The following is a 19,285-nucleotide window of genomic DNA, read 5'->3' on the forward strand; positions in this document are numbered from 1 at the left end:
TAAATATCATTATGCAAATGCGTCAATACTTGGTTATGGAACAAAGTGCTGCACCAATGGAGCTCAATAATATGATGACCAATATTGAAAATAATGGTGCACCTTGGCCTTACAATCAGATGGACCGTTTAAATTGGAAAGATGAATAAATGAGCTGTTTTCTTCGGAAATATCAACGTTTATGCACGTTAGTCTTTTTAATAAGTTCTAGTTTTTTGGGAGCGCAATCTTATAAAAAAGATTCGTTACAAATTAAATCATATACGCTTATAGAATATCGTGGCAGTGCAGTTAAAAGCGTGAAGTTATTAAGAGTAATCTGTGATTATTGTACAAGTATTCAAAAAGAAGTCATAGGTATTGAAGCGACAAGAAGAGCTAAAATTGAGAGCTTTGACGGAAAAAATAGATTAAAAGAAGGCGATAAAAAACTCGCTATTTATATAAGAATTGCTAAGAAAGATTTTGCAGCAATTAAAGAAGATGAATAATAAATTTAATTACAATAGTTTCTTTTTAAAAAAACCGAAAGTAGTGTTGTTAAATAAGAAAATAAAAAAATAATTATGAGCGAATTACTCAAAGTGCCAACTATGGCAGAATTTATGGCAGCTGGTAAAAAACCTGAAGTATTATTCTGGGTAGGTTGCGCAGGTAGCTTTGATGACAGAGCAAAAAAAATCACAAAAGCATTCGTTAAAATACTTAATAAAGCGAATGTAGAATTTGCTGTACTCGGTACAGAAGAAAGCTGTACAGGTGATCCTGCAAAGCGTTCTGGAAATGAGTTTTTATTTCAAATGCAAGCCGTTACCAATATTGAGGTCATGAACGCTTATGAAATAAAGAAGATTGTTACTGCTTGTCCGCATTGTTTTAATACCATCAAAAATGAATATCCAGGATTAGGTGGTAATTATGAAGTGATGCACCACACTCAATTTCTAAAGTCATTATTGACTGAAGGTCGCCTTACTATAGAAGGCGGACAATACAAAGGCAAACGAATTACATTTCATGACCCCTGTTATTTAGGACGTGCAAATGACGTTTATGAAGCACCAAGAGATTTAATTAGAAAATTGGATGCTGAGCTTGTAGAAATGAAAAGCTGTAAATCTAGAGGCTTGTGCTGTGGAGCAGGAGGAGCACAGATGTTTAAAGATGCAGAGCCAGGAAATAAAGAAGTTAACATCGAAAGAACAGAGCAAGCTTTAGATGTAAAACCAGAAATTATTGCTGCGGGTTGTCCTTTTTGTAATACGATGATGACAGACGGTGTTAAAAACAAGGAGAAAGAAGGAGATATTCAAGTTATGGATATTGCAGAATTGATTGCAAACGCTCAAGATTTATAAAATATGCCGGAAATAAACAAAAAAAGAATTCTTACTGCAGGTCTCGTTGGAGGTACTATATTTTCAATAGTAGTTGCTCTATTTGATTACTTTTTTGGAAAAGGATTTTCCTGGTCAAGAGTTCTATTTTACTTTATTTTTGGTCTGGTAATGTATAGTTTTTTAACCTATAGAAATTTTAAAAAGCATAATAAAAAGCGATAATTATAAAAATCACTTTACAGAAGATAACTTTTATGATTTAAGTAAAAGTCGCTATGTAAAGAAGAAAGTAATTACCTATATTGAACTAGTACAGAACTAAAATTAAATCTATAAAATGTTCATAAACCAACAAATTGAGATTAATAACCTTCCTGAGATCTCGTCTGTTGAACTCAAGCCTATTTCAAAAAATTATTTTAAGATTATAATTTTAAATAAAGCAGTCCTTTACACAATAGTCATAGGTCTATTAATTACTGGTAAATTCAAAATACAAGAAGAAGGGTTCCAAGATAATTTTATCTACATTATTGTTCTGGTTATAATTGGGTGTCTATTGAATTTTCTTTTATCCCTTTTAGCCTTTAAGAAAAGAAAATATGCTATTAGAGATAAAGACGTTATTTATTCTAAAGGACTTCTTGTTAATTCTATTACTACTGTGCCAATATCTAGAATTCAACATATAGAAGAATCTCGCAGTTGGTTGGCACGAAAGTTAAGCCTCGCAACCTTAAAAATTTTCACAGCAGGAGAATCTGGCAGTGATTTAAAAATTGATGGTTTACCACTTGAAGAAGCGAGAAAAATAAATGATTTTTTAAGTACTCGAGTGAATGAAAGCATCTGATTTCTCAAAACCAATTAGGCAATCATCAAAAGGTATTATCATCATATTTGCATTAAATGCTTATAATTTTGTACGCCGTTTTTTTGTCTTGTTTATTGCTTTTGGAATCTCACTAACTAAGAAAAAAACATTTGCCCATGTTACACCTACAGTAATTTTCTTGGTTATTGTAGGTATCCTTATACTATTACTTGTTCTAGCAATACTTAAGTATTTAAATTTTAAATTTTATTTAAGTAAGGATGACTTTCACTTATCGACCGGGATCATAAATAAGGATAATACAATTATTTCAAAGTCAAAAATTCAAAACGTCTATATCAAACAGAATTTTTTGCAGCAGATCATCAATGTGGTATCCTTAAATATAGAAACAGCGGGTGACAACAAATCTGAAATCTCTATAAAAGCATTAGATAAACCCACAGCTTTAAAATTAAAGAAAGAACTATTTACAAAATCAAATAGTACAGAAACACTAACAGATGCGGTCGAATCTAGAAATGTTTTCTTTCGAGTATCATTAAAACGTCTTTTTTTAGAAGGAATTTCTCAAAATCATCTGCGTAGTTTTCTTATCATCACCTCTTTTGTTTTTGGTTTATATTATGAATTTAAAGATTATTTTCGAGATTTAAAACTCAAACAAGGTCTAGAGGAGCTCATTCATTTAGATAAAGAAAGTCTTCTAAATATCATAATAATAAATACTGTATTTATTCTTGTCGCAATACTCATTTCTCTCCTATTTTCAGTTCTTAAAACGGTAGTAACTAATTTTAATTTAGAAGTTGTAGAAAACCAAAAAACTATTGAGATTAATAAAGGTCTATTTAATAAAGTATCACTGAGTTTAACACCAAGTAGAATTCAAAATATAGTTATAAAAACAAATCGTATCAAACGCTATTTTGATTTACATACACTCTCTGTTAAACAAGCTATGGTGAATGTTAAGCAGCGAAAAAACTTTGTTATCATTGCCTTAGAAAAAGAGCAATTAAAACATTTAGTTGATAAGCTTTTAGTTAATTATACGAGTGCTATTGAGAGATCAAACCCAAAAGGGTATTATAAACGTATCTTGGCCTTAAACATGTTCGCGTTAGCATCAATTATCAATGTTCCTGGATTTATTATCTTCGGAAATATGATGTGGTATATCAATATCGCGTTGGTATTATTTTCAGTTTTATACGTGACAGTAACTTACAGAAAAGCTTTTTATAAAATTGATGACCAATTTTTAACCATAGGAAGCGGATTTATAGACACCACTACAGACATTTTAGAAATTCATAAAATTCAAGCGGTCAAATTAAAACAAACCATCTTTCAAAAACGCATACAAATTTCATCTGTAATTATATCGACAGCCTCTAAATCTGTTAAAATACCATATGTTTCAGAAACTGAAGCAAAATCAATTTATGATTACTTGTTATTTAAGGTGGAGTCACAGAATAGAGATTGGATGTAAAATTGTATTTTTGTTTTCTGGAGCGAAAGAACCTTCCAACTTAAATTTAGGTAAATATAGGGATGTTTAAATAGTCTGTTTTTTATAGCTATTTTTCCTGGTTTTGATTATTTCGTTAAGATATAAATACACAAAAAAATAAATTATGCTAGTTGATTTTAATACACTTCCCGAGGAGTCTCGAGTTTGGATTTATCAATCCAATAGATCATTTTCTGAGGAAGAAATTACAGAAATAAAAGAAAAACTAAATATCTTTATTGAGAATTGGACTGCTCACGGCAGCAATTTGCAATCGGGTTATACGATTGAATACAAGCGCTTTATAGTTATAGCTTTAAACCAAAGCATAAGCAATGCTACGGGTTGTAGTATCGATGCTTCTGTACATTTCATTCAGCAATTAGAAAAAGATTATAGTGTTGATTTGATGGACAAAATGAACGTGTCTTACAAGCAAGGTGAGTATGTCGCCCATAAAACATTACTTGATTTTAAGAAAATGGCAAAAGAAAAAGCGGTTTCTAAAAACACAATTGTATTCAATAATATGGTCCATAATATTGCAGAGTTTAAAGAAAATTGGGAAGTTCCTGCAAGTGAAAGCTGGCATAGTAGATTTTTAAAATAAATACCTCTAAGTCATTAGGCATGAATAAAAATAAAGACGCTGTTTTAAAAGAGTTAGAGGAGAATATCATGTCAAATGAAATTTTCTTATTAAATATTTCGGGACAGGATAAACCAGGGTTAACGTCTAGCATAACTAGCGTTTTAGCACAGTATGATGCTAAGATATTGGATATCGGACAAGCAAATATTCACGATACATTATCTTTAGGAATTCTATTTGAAATTCAATCTGGAGCAAGCTCAGCTTCAGTGTTAAAGGATTTATTATTTAAATCTTATGAATTAGGTATTACTGCAAAGTTTAGTCCAATCACTTCAGAAAATTATGAAAGTTGGGTAAAACAACAAGGAAAAGATAAATACATTGTTACCATTTTAGGAGAAAAACTATCTGCCGAGCAAATTTCAGAAGTAACCAAAGTAATTTCTGAAATTAATTTAAATATTGACGCAATTAAAAGATTAACAGGACGTACATCACTTATAAATAGAGAAGAATATCCTCACTCATCAATACAGTTATCTATTAGAGGTAAAATTAACTGTAAGGAAGAAGTGACTAAAAAATTCATGCAAATCTCTAGAGACTTAGATGTCGATATTGCTTTTCAAGAAGATAATATTTATAGAAGAAATAGACGTTTAGTTTGTTTTGACATGGATTCTACGCTTATTCAAGCTGAAGTTATTGATAGATTAGCAGAGCTCGCAGGCGTTGGAGAAGAAGTAAAAGCAATTACAGAGTCTGCAATGCAAGGCGACATAGATTTTAATGAGAGTTTTAAACAACGTATGAAACTCTTAAAAGGCTTGAGTGAAGACGTACTTCACGAGGTCGCTGTAAATTTACCAATCACAAAAGGCGCTAAACGACTTATTGACACCCTAAAAAAATATGGATTCAAAACTGCAATCCTGTCAGGTGGATTTACTTATTTTGGTCATTATCTACAACAAGAATTAGGTATGGATTATGTGTATGCTAATCAATTAGAAATTAAAGATGGTCTTCTAACAGGGGGTTATATTGGTGATATTGTAGATGGTAACAAAAAGGCTGAATACCTCAAAGAAATTGCAGATAAAGAAGGCATAAATATTGGCCAAACCATAGCTGTTGGCGATGGCGCCAATGATTTACCTATGCTTAATTTAGCGGGATTAGGAATTGCATTTCATGCGAAGCCAAAGGTAAAGGATAGTGCGCAAAGCTCTATCTCTAGCGTTGGATTAGATGGTGTGCTTTATCTCCTAGGCTATCACGATAGACATATAGATTTAATGGAATAAAACCAATATATATATTCAAGTTACAGAGAATATAGAAGCGACCTAAGACGCTCTTGAAAACACAGATAAGAACATTTTTTACGCTTCTAATGATGCCACATTGGAGTCACAATCTGTTCGAAGTAAGATTAAGGCAGTATTTAAATAATACATAAAGGACCATTTTGTTTACAAACTTCTTTATAAATCTATCACAAAGTCTTTTATACTTCATCACAAAAATACTATTTTGGCATAGTTTTTAGTTCTATCTATAATTAAGAACAACTCTCAAAGATCTTTATTTTATGCAATATATATTGTCCCTCATTTTTTGTTTTGGCCTATTACCCTCATTAGTTGCTCAAGATGCCAGTCATCCGTTAGCGCATAAAGATTTACAAGCGCAGCAAATATGGGTAGATAGCGTCTATAATGACATGTCACTTGAAGAAAAAGTTGGACAGTTATTTATGATTAGAGCATTTTCAGATAGTGAAAAATCTAATCAAAAGTTTGTTACTGAGCTGATCAACAACTATCACATTGGAGGTCTTATATTTTCTACTGGTGGTCCTGTTGCACAAGCCAGACAAAGCAATTTGTATCAGGCCATTTCTAAAACGCCATTATTAATTGGAATGGATGCAGAATGGGGTTTAAGCATGCGTTTAGATTCTACTTATGCTTTTCCTTGGAATATGACTTTAGGTGCTATAGCCGATAATAGATTAGTAGAACGAACTGGTTATCATATTGGCGAACATTGTAAACGAATTGGTGTTCATTTTAATTTTGCTCCAGTAGTAGATATCAATACAAATCCAAAAAATCCTATCATTGGTAATCGTTCTTTTGGAGAAGATAGAGATAATGTAACCGATAAAGCGTTGGCCTTTATGAAAGGAATGCAAGATGCTGGAGTTTTAGCGAATGCTAAACATTTTCCTGGTCACGGCGATACAGATAGTGATTCTCATAAAACTTTACCAACCATAAACTTCAATGAAAAACGTATTGATTCTATAGAGTTATATCCGTATAGAGAATTAATAAAAGAGGGATTATCTAGTGTTATGGTGGCACATTTAAATGTTCCGAGTTTAGAACCACGTGACGGATTTCCATCATCATTATCAAAGCATATCGTTACAGATATATTAAAAGATTCGCTAGGATTTAGAGGTCTTATCTTCACCGATGCCTTAGAAATGAAAGGGGTTTCAAATTATAGCACTCCTGGTGAGATTGACTTAGCCGCTTTACAAGCTGGGAATGATGTTTTGCTCATTTCTGAAGACGTACCTAAAGCTATTGAAAAAATTATTGAAGCTTATAACAGCAAAGAAGTTACCGAAGAGCGCTTAGCGCACTCCGTTAAAAAAATATTGATGGCAAAATTTAAAGTAGGTTTAAATACTTATGAACCTATCGGTACAACTACGTTATTAGATGATTTAAATCGTTTAGAAGATGATTTACTCTATGAAGAATTGATGGAAGCCTCTACAACTATTCTTAAAAACGAAGAATCGCTTTTACCACTGCGAAATTTAGAAACCAAGAAAATAGCTTACGTTGAATTAGGTGATAGTTCAGGCTCTATATTTTATAATGAATTAAAAAAATACACTAAAATTCATCTCGTTGAAGCTGAGAAATTAGATGAATTGATTATAAAACTTCAAAATTATAATACGGTTATTATTGGTTTCCATAAAATGAATGACAACCCTTGGCAAGACTATAAATTTGAAGATCGAGAGCTCGTTTGGCTTTACGAAATAGCGAGAACTAACACCGTAATTCTTGATGTCTTCGCGAGACCTTATTCGCTTATAGACGTAGCAACTATTGAAAACATTGAAGGTATTGTCATGAGTTATCAAAATAGCGCTATTGCTCAGCAAAAATCTGCTCAAACTATTTTTGGAGCACTTGCATCAAAAGGGACAATTCCAGTATCTTTAGGTGAACATTTTAAGGCTGGTGATGGTATTCAGTGCCTAGCTTTGCAATCATTAAGCTATGGTTTACCAGAAAGCGTAGGGATGAGTTCTAAAAAATTAAAACGTTTAGATTCTATTGCTCAATATGCTGTAGACCAAAAAATGACACCAGGTATTCAATTATTAGTTGCTCGTAAAGGCAAAGTAATTTATAATAAAAACTTTGGAAAACATACTTATGAAGGCGAGGAAGAAGTGAAGTTTGAGGACATGTATGATGTTGCTTCGCTTACAAAAATTTTAGCGACACTTCCTTTGTTAATGGAACTTGAAGAAAAGAATGCAGTATCATTAAATACAAAGCTATCTCGAATGCTTCCAGAATATGGTAAAACAAACAAAAAAAACATTACCATTAAGCAGATGTTATCGCATTATGCCAGACTGAAACCTTGGATTCCTTTCTATGCAGCGACCTTGGATTCAATAACGAAAAAACCTGATCCAAAATATTATAGACGTACTGCATCACCACAATTTAATATTAAAGTTTCAGAACAAATGTATTTACGTAAGGATTATCCAGATTCAATTCAAAAGATAATTAGAGATACAGAATTACTTTCAACACAACGTTACCGTTACAGCGATTTGCCTTATTATATATTGAAAAAGTATATAGAAGGTTATTATAAAAAGCCATTAGATGAGTTAGCACAAGAACACTTTTACCAATCTTTAGGTGCTAATTACACGACCTATAATCCATCTTCTAAATTTTCAGATCGAAATTTAATCCCTACAGAAGTAGATGATTATTTTAGGTTTAAGGAAGTTCGTGGTTATGTGCATGATATGGGAGCAGCCATGCAAAACGGAGTTGGAGGTCATGCAGGTGTTTTTAGTAATGCCAATGATGTAGCCAAAATCATGCAGATGTATCTTCAAAAAGGATTTTATGGTGGTAAACGCTATTTAAAAACAGAAACTATAAACAAGTTTAATTTTTGTTATTATTGCGATAAAAATGTAAGGCGAGGCATTGGTTTCGACAAACCACAATTAGGAGATGCAGGACCAACCTGTGGTTGCTTATCTATGAAGAGTTTTGGACATTCTGGATTTACAGGAACCTATGCTTGGGCAGATCCAGAAGAAGAAATAGTATATATCTTTCTAGCCAACAGAACCTATCCTAATGCAGGAGAAAATAGATTGCTAAAAGAAGACATAAGAACAGAAATACAGCGATTAATTTACGAGGCAATTATTGTTGATGGCGTTGAGAGTGAAGTAATTAATAATATAAATTAGAAAATAGAATAAAGAGGAGTGGTTTAGATAAGTAATCAAAAAAATAATTATGATGTATCTAAAGCTATCTTTTTTCTTTTGTCTTTTTTCTTTTATCTAAAATAGAAATGCGAATAGGAATTGTTTGTTATCCAACATTTGGTGGAAGTGGAGTTGTAGCTACAGAGTTAGGATTAGAATTATCCAAGCGAGGTCACGAAATTCATTTTATTACTTATAGTCAGCCAGTACGATTAGAATTACTGAGTCACAATGTGCATTATCACGAAGTTACTGTTCCTGAGTACCCGTTATTCTTGTATCAACCATACGAGTTGGCGTTATCAAGTAAATTAGTAGATATGGTGAAGCTTCATAAGATTGAGGTTTTACACGTGCACTACGCCATTCCTCATGCATATGCAGCATATATGGCAAAGCAGATGTTATTAGAAGACGGTATTAATATTCCAATTGTAACGACGCTCCACGGTACCGATATTACGCTCGTTGGAAGTCATCCGTTTTATAAGCCTGCGGTGACATTTAGTATCAATAAATCTGACGCTGTGACTTCGGTGTCGAAAAGCTTAAAAGAAGATACCTTACGTTTATTTAATATCAGGAAAGATATTTATGTGGTACCAAATTTTATAGATTTAGATAAATACGCCACTAAATTTACAGATTGCCAACGTGCTATGATGGCAACAGATGATGAAAAAATCATTACCCACATTTCTAATTTTAGAGAGGTCAAACAAATACCAGACGTTATTAAAATATTTTATAACATTCAAAAGGAAATACCCGCTAAATTGATGATGGTTGGAGAAGGACCAGAGCGTGAAGCTGGTGAGTTTTTATGTGAAGAATTAGGAATTAGCTCTAAAGTTGTTTTCTTTGGAAATAGTAATGAAATAGACAAAATTCTCTGTTTTAGTGATTTATTCCTATTGCCATCCTTGACCGAAAGCTTTGGTTTATCTGCATTAGAAGCTATGGCCTCTGGAGTACCAGTAATCTCAAGTAATACTGGCGGAATCCCAGAAGTTAATGTACATGGAGTTTCAGGTTATTTGAGTGAGATTAACGATGTAGAAGACATGTCTAAAAATGCGCTTCATATTTTAAAGGATGAAAAAATATTAGCTTTGTTTAAACTGAATGCAAAAAAGGTATCTGCAAAATTTGGCATCCATGAGATTGTGCCTCAATACGAAGCCATTTATGAGGAGACTTTGAAGCGGAGTTTGGTTTCCTAGTGTTCGCTTTTTATTTAGAATAAAGCTATTATATAAATAAATAAAGTTTTTATATTAAAAATCTAAATGGAATAGTAACCGAAATAAAAGAAGGGCATGCAGCTATAGTTTGCTCAAACGAATCTGATTATTTTTATTTGGAACAATTAGAGATGAGATTTTTAAAAGTTAGTGATTCAATATGCAAAAAAGACTCTGATCTTTTCGTGTTTGAGAAAAATTAATATAATAGATTTAGCTATTTGAAAACTCCCAAAATAAAAGAACAGAAAGATAATTATTTTGAATTCTTTATCGGACTATAAAACCATGGCCTTTGTTGGTGTTTTACACCAACAAAACCTCAAATCAAAATTCTACCACCAAACTAAAAAAGACTTAGTCAATTCACCTGTCTTAGATAACATCCAAAATAAAGGAGATTGATTATTATCTAAAAACGCTTTAGACTCACTTCTAAAATTTGAATACTCCAACCAATCAATATCGGTATGAGGTTTTAAAAACCAATCCAACTTTGTTGGAATATGAAACAAATGGTTTTTAAACGTTTCTAGTTGTGTTGTATTGATGTAAAAACCACAAACGCAATCTGTATTTAAAAGTTCAATAGTCACTTTTTGTTGGTATGGTACAAACAATTGCGCTTTGAATAAGACACGTTGTTCAAATTTATAATGTTCTAAATCTAACTGCTTTAATGTAAACTTACAATCTTGAGAATAGAGTAGTGGTAACTGTTTCTGATTTAGCTTATTGAGTTTCTCTATAAGACTGTCTTTTCTGTTTGGGCCAATCCATCGCTCAATTTCTGTTTTTCCTAAAGTAGAATCATAGACGTAAAATTTATAGATGATTTCTAAATGTATGGGTAGATTGTCGACAAGTAATAGGGCATCTAATTCTCCTAAAGTCAGTTTGTTTTTTTGGATTTGAATATTTTCGGCAAGTATTTTTATAGACTTGCAAGCTTCTAGATGATTGAAGACAAACTGTTCTGCTAATTGACCTAGTCGCAGTTGTCGCTCCAATTTCCGAAGAAAAAGGGAGTCATAGCAAATAGGAATTTCTAATTGCTTTAGAGTGCTGATATCGGCACTTTTCCAGAGCACATGTGTTTCACAATAGGCTTGATATAATGCTTGGAGATGTTGCGGACTTAAATTCATTTAAATTCGAAATTACATAATAACAAATTAATTATAAAATTAGTTTAATAACAATACCTTTGTAGTCAATTATAACAGACTATGGATACCACATTTTTCGACTTAGGAATTTCTAAATCGCTTATTAAAGGACTAAAAGAGCTCAATATAAAAACGCCCTCTCAAATACAAAAAGAGGCGATACCTATATTATTAAAAAATAATAAGGATTTTATTGGATTAGCACAAACAGGGACTGGAAAAACTGCTGCTTTCGGATTACCAATATTACAGAATATTAATCCTAAAAAGGATCATATACAAGCTTTAATTTTGGCGCCTACACGAGAATTAGTACAACAAATACAAAAACAGCTTTTTAAGTTTACTAAATATAGTGATCACAAGATTTTTGCAGAGGGTGTTTATGGTGGCGAAAAAATGGATGTTCAGTTAAAACGTTTACAACGTGCCACTCATATTATTGTAGCTACTCCTGGTCGTCTGTTAGATTTTATAGAGCGTGGTGAAATAGATATCAAAAATATTAATACCTTAGTTCTAGATGAAGCTGATGAAATGTTGAGTATGGGTTTTCAACAAGATTTGAATAAAATATTGGCATATACAGAAGGGTCAAGGCATACTTGGTTGTTTTCGGCGACCATGCCTGAGGGAATTCAGAGTATGGTAAAAACGTATATGGCTAAAGATGCTGTTCGTGTTGAAATAGATAAAAATAGTTTGGTGAATGCTAATATTAGCCACCATTATATAGTTACATCTATTAAAGAGAAAACTAATATAGTCGCCAGATTATTAGACAAGTATGATGATGATAGAGGGATTATTTTTTGCAGAACTAAATTAGGAACTGTACAATTGACTGAAGCGCTGAAAGCAGAAGGGTTTTCAGTTGATGCGCTTCAAGGAGATATGCAACAAAAAGAACGTGATAAAGTCATGAGAGCTTTTAAGAATGGGTCACTTCAGTATTTGATTTCAACAGATGTTTCTGCAAGAGGAATTGATGTTAATAACTTGGCTTTCATCATTCATCACCAATTACCAGATCAATTAGAATACTACACACATAGAAGCGGAAGAACAGCTAGAGCAGGAAAAACCGGAGAATCTATAGCACTTATCATATCTGGAGAAGAGAAAGATATCCAAAAAATTCAAAAAGATTTAGATATTAAGTTTAAACAAATAACATTATAAAAAATTACTATAATCTTATTTTCGAAATTGCGAATATACTCATATAATTAGACTACTTTTGGAGTCACTTAAATAAGTAGCAATACGTGTTTAGGTATTACACAAACTAGAACTCCTTAGTATGGTCACTAAGGAGTTCGCTTTTTTATAGCATCTAGGTAATTTAGTTTTTCAATAATATTTTCGATAAAAATGTTCGATAAAAACTCATAAAGGCTTTAATTTTGCAATTCTTAAAACAAAGTATGAACCGAGATAACCTAGAACTTCAAGATAAAAAAACCGATAAAGAATTATACAGTTATCAAAAAGGAGCAATTGATCAAATTTTTGAAAAATTTGAAACAGCTCCTGATGATTATCATCTACTTTACCAGCTTCCAACAGGAGGAGGGAAAACGGTTATTTTTTCTGAAATGGTTCGTCAATATCTAAAGACGCATAAGAGAAAAGTGTTAGTAATGACTCATAGAATTGAGTTGTGTAAACAAACCTCTGTGATGCTCACAAGCTTCGGTGTAACTAATAAGGTCGTTGATAGCAAAGCGAACTTGGATGATCAAGAAGATTATAGTTGTTACGTGGCTATGGTTGAAACGCTAAACAATAGACTTAATGACGGTATATTGGATATCTCTGATGTTGGTTTGGTCATTATTGATGAGGCGCATTATAATTCATTTACTAAATTATTTAAGTTTTTTGAAAACTCTTTTATATTAGGTGTTACTGCTACACCATTAAGTTCTAATAAGGATTTACCAATGAAAGATAATTATAGTGAGCTTATTGCTGGCGAGACTATTGAATCTTTAATTGAGAATGAGTTTTTGGCTCATGCAGACGTCTTTCAATATGATATGGGGTTAACATCCTTAGAAATTGGGAGTAATGGTGATTATACGGTTAAATCTTCTGAAGACTTATACTCGAGTCCTGCCATGTTAGATAAATTATTAGAGGCTTATAAAAAACACTCTGACGGCAAGAAAACCTTGATTTTTAATAATGGTATCAACACATCAATTATGGTGTACCACACTTTTAGGGAGGCTGGGTTACCAATTATGCACCTTGATAATACGGCTACAAAAAAGCAGCGTAAACAAATATTAAAATGGTTTAAAGATACGCCAGATGCTATTTTGAGCTCTGTAAGTATTTTGACCACAGGTTTTGATGAGCCTACAATTGATACTATTATTCTAAATAGGGCAACGAAATCACTCACATTATATTACCAAATGATAGGTAGAGGTTCTCGAATCTTAAATAACAAATCAAAATTCACGGTAATAGATTTAGGTAATAATAATCATAGATTTGGTCCTTGGGGAGCAGATCTTGATTGGCAAACAATCTTCAGATCACCAAATTATTTTATGGATAGGTTGGTAGATGATGAGACCATTGAAGGTCAATTTAAACATGAGATGCCAGAAGAGCTTCGTAAAGAATTTTCTAAATCTGACGAGGTTTATTTCGACATCAAACAGGTTTATAAAGATGCGACTTTCAAAGGTGAATCTTCAAAAGTAGTACTAGAACGCTCTATCGAGCAACATGCCAAAATTTGCATTGAGAATAGTGAAGATCTTTATGATACTTTAGCCTTAGCTAAACTATTAGGCGGAGATATCGATGTGAGAATCGATGTCTATGCCAAGTGTATTAGTAAAAGTACATATAATTTCTTAAGCTGGTTACGAGATGATTATCGTAAAAAGCTGAATAGTTATCTGCGTGTTAATTTTGATGAAGTTTTTGAACAAATTCACGGTCATCCTCCAGAAGATTAAATACAATTGAGTGATAAAGTAAAACCAGAGTATAGAACTGAAGAAAATACAGAAATTGAAAAAGCAGGATACTAGTCTAAATATTTATTTTAAGATGTTGGATTTAAACATAAAAGTAAAACAGCAATATTGAGTTTGAAATAAATCAAGATATTATAAATAAGTAAAGCTCATTGAAACGCTCGAGGTTTGTAACTTTTTTCTTAGACAATCTTTTTAAAAATAATATCTCAATCTACTTTAAATATCTGAGAATTGTTTTGTACTGCGTATCTTTATAACATGAAAAGAGAAGATTACAAAATTCATATTATTGGAGCAGGCGTTAGCGGTCTTATCGCTGCAAAAATACTAGAATCGCAAGGATATAAACCCTTTATTATTGAAGCAACAAAAGAGGTTGGAGGTCGTGTTAAAACAGATGTAGTTGACGGATTTCAATTAGATCACGGCTTTCAGGTCTTATTGGATGCCTACCCGTTAGCACAAAAACATCTTAATTTTAATGCTTTAGATCTTCAAAAGTTTACACCAGGTGCAACTATTTTTAAAGATGGTAAATCACAAACTATAGGTGACCCTTTGCGAGATGTTTCTTTATTGTTGTCTACTATGACTGCATCAATAGGGTCTTTTAGTGACAAATTAAAAGTCTTAAAACTAAATACAGCATTAAAAAAGAAAAGCCTTTCTTCAATTTTTTCTTCTGAAGAAATGACGACTTTAAATTATTTAAAATCTAGGGGTTTTAGTGCCGAGATGATTAATGGTTTTTTTAAACCGTTTTTCTCTGGTATTTTTCTCGAACCTAATCTAGAGACTTCAAGCAGAATGTTTGAATTTGTATATAAAATGTTTGGCGAAGGTCATGCAACACTGCCAAAGGGTGGTATTGGTGAAATCCCAAAACAATTGCAATCACAATTAAACAATACCACATTTATTTTTGATACAAAAGTAAATGAAGTTAATGATGATCATATCATCACTAACGATGGAAAACGGTTGGATACACATTATACAATTATAGCTACAGAGGCCCATACCATAGTTAAAAACTTGAATCATAGCGCGTATTGGAAGTCTTGTGATAATCTTTATTTTAAAACTAAAACACGTGCGTCAAATAAGCCTATCATCGGGCTTGTGGCAGATGATAATGCACTAATCAATAACCTATTTTTTCATAATACGCTAGAAACCAAAATTAAAGGTGATGAAGAATTATTATCTGTTACTGTAGTTAAAGAGCATGACTTAGATGACATTGAATTAATTAGACGGGTACAAGCCGACTTAAATTCCTTTTGCAATATAAGAGACACTACATTTTTAAAACGTTATCACATCAAAAAAGCATTACCACAGCTCACTAATTTGTATAATGATTGCTCGCCTTCAGAAACGCAATTAAAATCAACTATTTTTCTAGCAGGAGATCATTTATTAAATGGGTCTCTTAATGCAGCAATGCGCTCTGGTGAGCGAGCTGCAGAGGGTTTGATTCTGGCGTTAGAGGGTGGTATGAAAATTGATTCTTTTACTTTTAAATAGCTCTAATTTATAATTAATCTTGTGTTATAATTTGTTAAATATTAAGTTCTTGTCACTTAAAAAGTTTAATTTAATACTTAAATAAGTCATACTATGAAACTCAATTATCCTTTCGTTTTTTTATTTTCAGTCATTATTATGTCTTGTAGTGCTAAGAAAATAGAGGCTACGCCTCAACAACTAAAAATACTAGACGATTTGGTAGCTGAGCAATCTTTTGTCATTGAGTCTGATTGGGCGTTACCTCAAAGTACAGGTAGTTTAATGATGCTTCAAAATGCCGGTTTTTTAGCATCTGGTGATAGCGCTAGTCGCATTAGTTTAATTGGAAATCAGAATGAATTAAGGTTAAAAAACGACCTTGTATCTTCTAAATTACCATATTTTGGAGAAGTACAATCTAATACAGGATACAATGGATCTGACGGTAGTATTAGTTTCGATGGAGAAATGAAAGGTTATAAAGTGACAAAGAATGGTAATAGCAGTTACACGATATCGTTTGACGCTAGAAGTCATTCTGAGAATTTCGATGTTACCATTCACTTATATCCAAACCTTAGGAGTGACATCATATTAAAAGGAGCAAAGCGATTTCCTATTAGATATACGGGGTATGTGAGTCCTATTTTGGAGTAAGTTAAAATAGTAGCTATGCCTTATTTTAAGACAAATTTTATAGTAACTTACGGAGATTCTAAAACTAAAATAATGTCTCCCAAAACAAAATTACTCTTTCTATGTCTTTCGTTTTCAATTTCAATGATAGGTCAAGAAACAGAAACTCCTTCTAGGCAATTCTGGAACACCTTACAATCACATTGCGGAAAAGCTTATCAAGGTCAATTAGAATTACCAAAAGAAGATAAAGATTTTGGTGGCAAACAACTAGTGATGCATGTGCGTAAGTGCACAGATAAAGAAATTAAGATTCCTTTTTTTGTTGGAGAAGATAAATCACGGACTTGGATTTTGAGTTATGACAATGACCAAATGACATTAATACATGATCACAGACATAAAGATGGTACTGAAGATGATGTCAATTTTTATGGAGGAATAACGACCAACACAGGAAAAGCTGATATCCAAATATTTTCTGCAGATAAGCATACACAAAAAAGGATACCTGCTGCGGCTACAAATGTGTGGTGGATCACCATAGATGAGACTAGGTTTACATATAACTTAAGACGTTTGGGTACAGATCGTGTCTTTAAAGTTGTAATGGACTTAACTCAAACAATCAAAATACCAGACGCACCTTGGGGTTGGGAAGAGTAGTACCATTTTATAACTTACTAAATCTGTTGATTAAAAGTTTGTGGTGATCAACTAAAAAGTATGATTACTAGCCCATTTAATTTAGCTTCTTGATAGTTCAATAGCTAGATTTGCTTGAGTATCTCCAATCTTAGTCATACTTTATCTAATTAGTCATTCTAGGTTCCCTGTTTTTATACGTTTTGTTTTCGATTAATTTCCTTAAGGTAGAACTAGATTTTGGTCAGATGAAAAATGTAAAAAAAATGTAAAAGAAGTGTCAACAGTTGTAAAAAGTCATGAATTATCATCTTATTTACAGTTCATTATGAAACATCAACACCCTTATACTAAAATAATTATCATTGTATTGTCTTTTCTATTCATGATTACGTCATGTACAAAAAAGGAGTCTGATCATTTTGCTGGCATGACCAAAGTTGTATTACGTGAAGCGGGTAATCAATTATTACTTCGGAATTTAGACTCAACCTCACTAATCTTACCAGTTAAAGAAATAGAACCGTATTTCTATAGTATTTCTTTTGAAAAACCACTAAGGTTTGAACCCAGTAATATCGTTACAGTGATTGATAGTAGCTTAACTTTAGCGAGCTTATCAAAAAACTATCGCGTTGAAGTATTACAATGTGCAGATGGAGAAGTCGCTTACAGTTATGAAATGAATGTAGAGGAGGAGCGCACTATTATCCCCTGCGCTGGACGGTTTCTTCCTAAAGCATGTTATACTATAAATATTCAATTCTTAGACATCGTCGCCCCAAGTGGATTCAGAAAGAAACATACACCTTATATTTTAGTTTTAGGAGTGTTCTTTTTCCTATTCTTTTTATTCATGCGAAAATTGAAATCACAGCCTATTTCCGAAGAAAAAAGCACACTATCTTATTCTATAATCGGAAGCTTTCAGTTTTATCCAGAACAAAGTAAACTCGTGAAGTCAGCAACAGAAATTAGTCTCTCAAAAAAGGAATGTGAACTTTTAGAAATATTTGTGGCGCATCCTAATCAAATTATAAAACGTGATGAACTCACTAAAAAAGTATGGGAAGATAATGGTGTTTTCGTAGGTCGAAGTTTAGATACTTATATCTCTAAATTACGAAAAATATTAAAGGACGATGACTCCATTAGAATCACTAATGTGCATGGTATAGGCTACAAATTAGAAATGGATTAAGCTATATTTCTATTGATTAGTACCATTGTTTTTATACTTTCTGTAACTCGTTCCTTTAGTACATGGACAATCGCTAATACCTTGTAGGAAATCTATTCCAATAGTGATACTGTGTGTTCCTGAGTTATATCCTGAAAGATCATTAATCGTCATTTGATACGAATATGCGAAATAGTACTTGTTTTTCATAATACCAGCCATTGGCCCTAAATTAAGTGGCTTTAAATATTGATCGTTTAGAAAACGATAAGAAGCACCTACCCAGTAGTAATCACCACTTCTGTTAAATTTCCTGTATTTGAAATTAATATCTGTAGCGGATCTTTGATCACTGCTAAAATATTGGAAAAACAGTGATGGCTCAAATTCTACGCTGTTATTCCCTTTACTATTGAAGACATAGCCTGTGTATGCTTGGAAATTTAGTAAGTTTCTAGGTTCAACGCCTACAAAATCATCAACGTTCTTATTTAAAACATTGTTAGCATTTAAGCTAAAATAATATCTATTTAAACGATATAGTAAACCAACATCAAAATTATTATTTGAGATAGCTCTGTCGTCCCCAACATTTACAATGGGGATTTCTTCGGTAGGTTGAAAATTCTCTATGTCTATTCTAAAAGCATTTATATTGTAAGATAATCCAAATGACAAGTATTGTTTTGAGGTATAATCGAGAATGATATGGTGTGCAAAAGATAATTTTGCACCTTTTTGACGTGTATTTCCGTTTCTGTCATTGTATAATGTCAACCCAACACCAGACTGCTTTGCTATTCTAAAATCTGCATATAACGCTTGATTGTCTGGTGCATTTTTTATACCTACCCATTGCGTTAGGCCATTAAGTCTTACCTTAAGATTATCACCAATTCCTGCATAGGTTGGAGAAATCACAAAATCATTATCTGCCAAATATTGCGTCCATACAGGTAAATTCAATTCTTGTGCATAACCAATCGAACTGGCAACTAAAAGGATATATATTATAAATTTTTTCATTTGAATTAT

At 32.4% G+C, this 19,285-nt stretch carries 16 protein-coding genes and 1 pseudogene; 15 read left to right on the forward strand and 2 right to left on the reverse strand.

Going from position 1 to position 19,285, the window contains the following annotated elements:
- The 9 genes and pseudogenes from ACJAZK_RS02415 to bshA all read left to right on the forward strand — a co-directional run.
- Positions 1 to 149, forward strand: a pseudogene (locus tag ACJAZK_RS02415) (Fe-S oxidoreductase); the annotation flags it as partial.
- Complete coding sequence (locus tag ACJAZK_RS02420; protein WP_415222435.1) at positions 150 to 491, forward strand: hypothetical protein; 342 nt, start codon at positions 150 to 152, stop codon at positions 489 to 491.
- Positions 492 to 566: 75 nt separating this feature from the next.
- A complete protein-coding gene (locus ACJAZK_RS02425; RefSeq protein WP_028870824.1) occupies positions 567 to 1,358 on the forward strand; it encodes a (Fe-S)-binding protein in 792 nt (263 codons plus the stop codon).
- Between the two features lie 319 nt (positions 1,359 to 1,677).
- On the forward strand, positions 1,678 to 2,193 hold the full coding sequence (locus tag ACJAZK_RS02430) for a PH domain-containing protein (RefSeq protein ID WP_415222436.1): 516 nt from the start codon (positions 1,678 to 1,680) through the stop codon (positions 2,191 to 2,193).
- Positions 2,180 to 3,673 (forward strand): PH domain-containing protein, encoded by a 1,494-nt coding sequence (locus ACJAZK_RS02435; RefSeq protein WP_415222437.1) that lies wholly within the window; start codon positions 2,180 to 2,182, stop codon positions 3,671 to 3,673. Before ACJAZK_RS02430 ends, ACJAZK_RS02435 begins: the two co-directional genes overlap by 14 nt.
- 145 nt (positions 3,674 to 3,818) lie before the next feature.
- Complete coding sequence (locus ACJAZK_RS02440; protein WP_415222438.1) at positions 3,819 to 4,304, forward strand: ABC transporter ATPase; 486 nt, start codon at positions 3,819 to 3,821, stop codon at positions 4,302 to 4,304.
- A gap of 68 nt (positions 4,305 to 4,372) precedes the next feature.
- Positions 4,373 to 5,596 (forward strand): phosphoserine phosphatase SerB, encoded by a 1,224-nt coding sequence (serB, locus tag ACJAZK_RS02445; RefSeq protein ID WP_415222526.1) that lies wholly within the window; start codon positions 4,373 to 4,375, stop codon positions 5,594 to 5,596.
- Positions 5,597 to 5,883: 287 nt separating this feature from the next.
- Positions 5,884 to 8,838, forward strand: coding sequence for a glycoside hydrolase family 3 N-terminal domain-containing protein (locus ACJAZK_RS02450; protein WP_415222439.1), 2,955 nt, complete (start codon positions 5,884 to 5,886; stop codon positions 8,836 to 8,838).
- A gap of 107 nt (positions 8,839 to 8,945) precedes the next feature.
- Positions 8,946 to 10,082, forward strand: a complete 1,137-nt coding sequence (gene bshA, locus ACJAZK_RS02455) for an N-acetyl-alpha-D-glucosaminyl L-malate synthase BshA (RefSeq protein WP_415222440.1) — start codon at positions 8,946 to 8,948, stop codon at positions 10,080 to 10,082.
- A 356-nt stretch (positions 10,083 to 10,438) separates the two neighbouring features.
- Here bshA and ACJAZK_RS02460 read toward each other — a convergent pair whose 3' ends face one another.
- A complete protein-coding gene (locus ACJAZK_RS02460) occupies positions 10,439 to 11,251 on the reverse strand; it encodes a DUF1853 family protein (protein ID WP_415222441.1) in 813 nt (270 codons plus the stop codon).
- Between the two features lie 81 nt (positions 11,252 to 11,332).
- On the opposite strand from ACJAZK_RS02460, the gene ACJAZK_RS02465 reads away from it, so the two are divergent.
- From ACJAZK_RS02465 to ACJAZK_RS02490, 6 genes are all read left to right on the forward strand, one after another.
- Complete coding sequence (locus ACJAZK_RS02465; RefSeq protein WP_415222442.1) at positions 11,333 to 12,454, forward strand: DEAD/DEAH box helicase; 1,122 nt, start codon at positions 11,333 to 11,335, stop codon at positions 12,452 to 12,454.
- 245 nt (positions 12,455 to 12,699) lie between these two features.
- Positions 12,700 to 14,253 carry a DEAD/DEAH box helicase gene (locus ACJAZK_RS02470; protein ID WP_415222443.1) on the forward strand — a complete coding sequence of 518 codons (1,554 nt, stop codon included), beginning with the start codon at positions 12,700 to 12,702 and terminating at the stop codon, positions 14,251 to 14,253.
- Between the two features lie 282 nt (positions 14,254 to 14,535).
- Entirely contained in the window at positions 14,536 to 15,807 is a 1,272-nt protein-coding gene (locus ACJAZK_RS02475) for an FAD-dependent oxidoreductase (protein WP_415222444.1), read from the forward strand.
- Positions 15,808 to 15,900: 93 nt separating this feature from the next.
- Positions 15,901 to 16,446 carry a DUF4251 domain-containing protein gene (locus ACJAZK_RS02480; protein WP_415222445.1) on the forward strand — a complete coding sequence of 182 codons (546 nt, stop codon included), beginning with the start codon at positions 15,901 to 15,903 and terminating at the stop codon, positions 16,444 to 16,446.
- 15 nt (positions 16,447 to 16,461) lie between these two features.
- Positions 16,462 to 17,091 (forward strand): hypothetical protein, encoded by a 630-nt coding sequence (locus tag ACJAZK_RS02485; protein ID WP_415222446.1) that lies wholly within the window; start codon positions 16,462 to 16,464, stop codon positions 17,089 to 17,091.
- A 307-nt stretch (positions 17,092 to 17,398) separates the two neighbouring features.
- Positions 17,399 to 18,271 (forward strand): winged helix-turn-helix domain-containing protein, encoded by an 873-nt coding sequence (locus ACJAZK_RS02490; RefSeq protein WP_415222447.1) that lies wholly within the window; start codon positions 17,399 to 17,401, stop codon positions 18,269 to 18,271.
- A gap of 9 nt (positions 18,272 to 18,280) precedes the next feature.
- Here ACJAZK_RS02490 and ACJAZK_RS02495 read toward each other — a convergent pair whose 3' ends face one another.
- Positions 18,281 to 19,276: a PorP/SprF family type IX secretion system membrane protein gene (locus ACJAZK_RS02495; protein WP_415222448.1), complete on the reverse strand. Its 996-nt coding sequence runs from the start codon at positions 19,274 to 19,276 to the stop codon at positions 18,281 to 18,283.
- Between the last annotated feature and the right edge of the window lie 9 nt (positions 19,277 to 19,285).

It is taken from the genome of Psychroserpens sp., from assembly GCF_047633235.1.
Lineage (GTDB): Bacteria > Bacteroidota > Bacteroidia > Flavobacteriales > Flavobacteriaceae > Psychroserpens.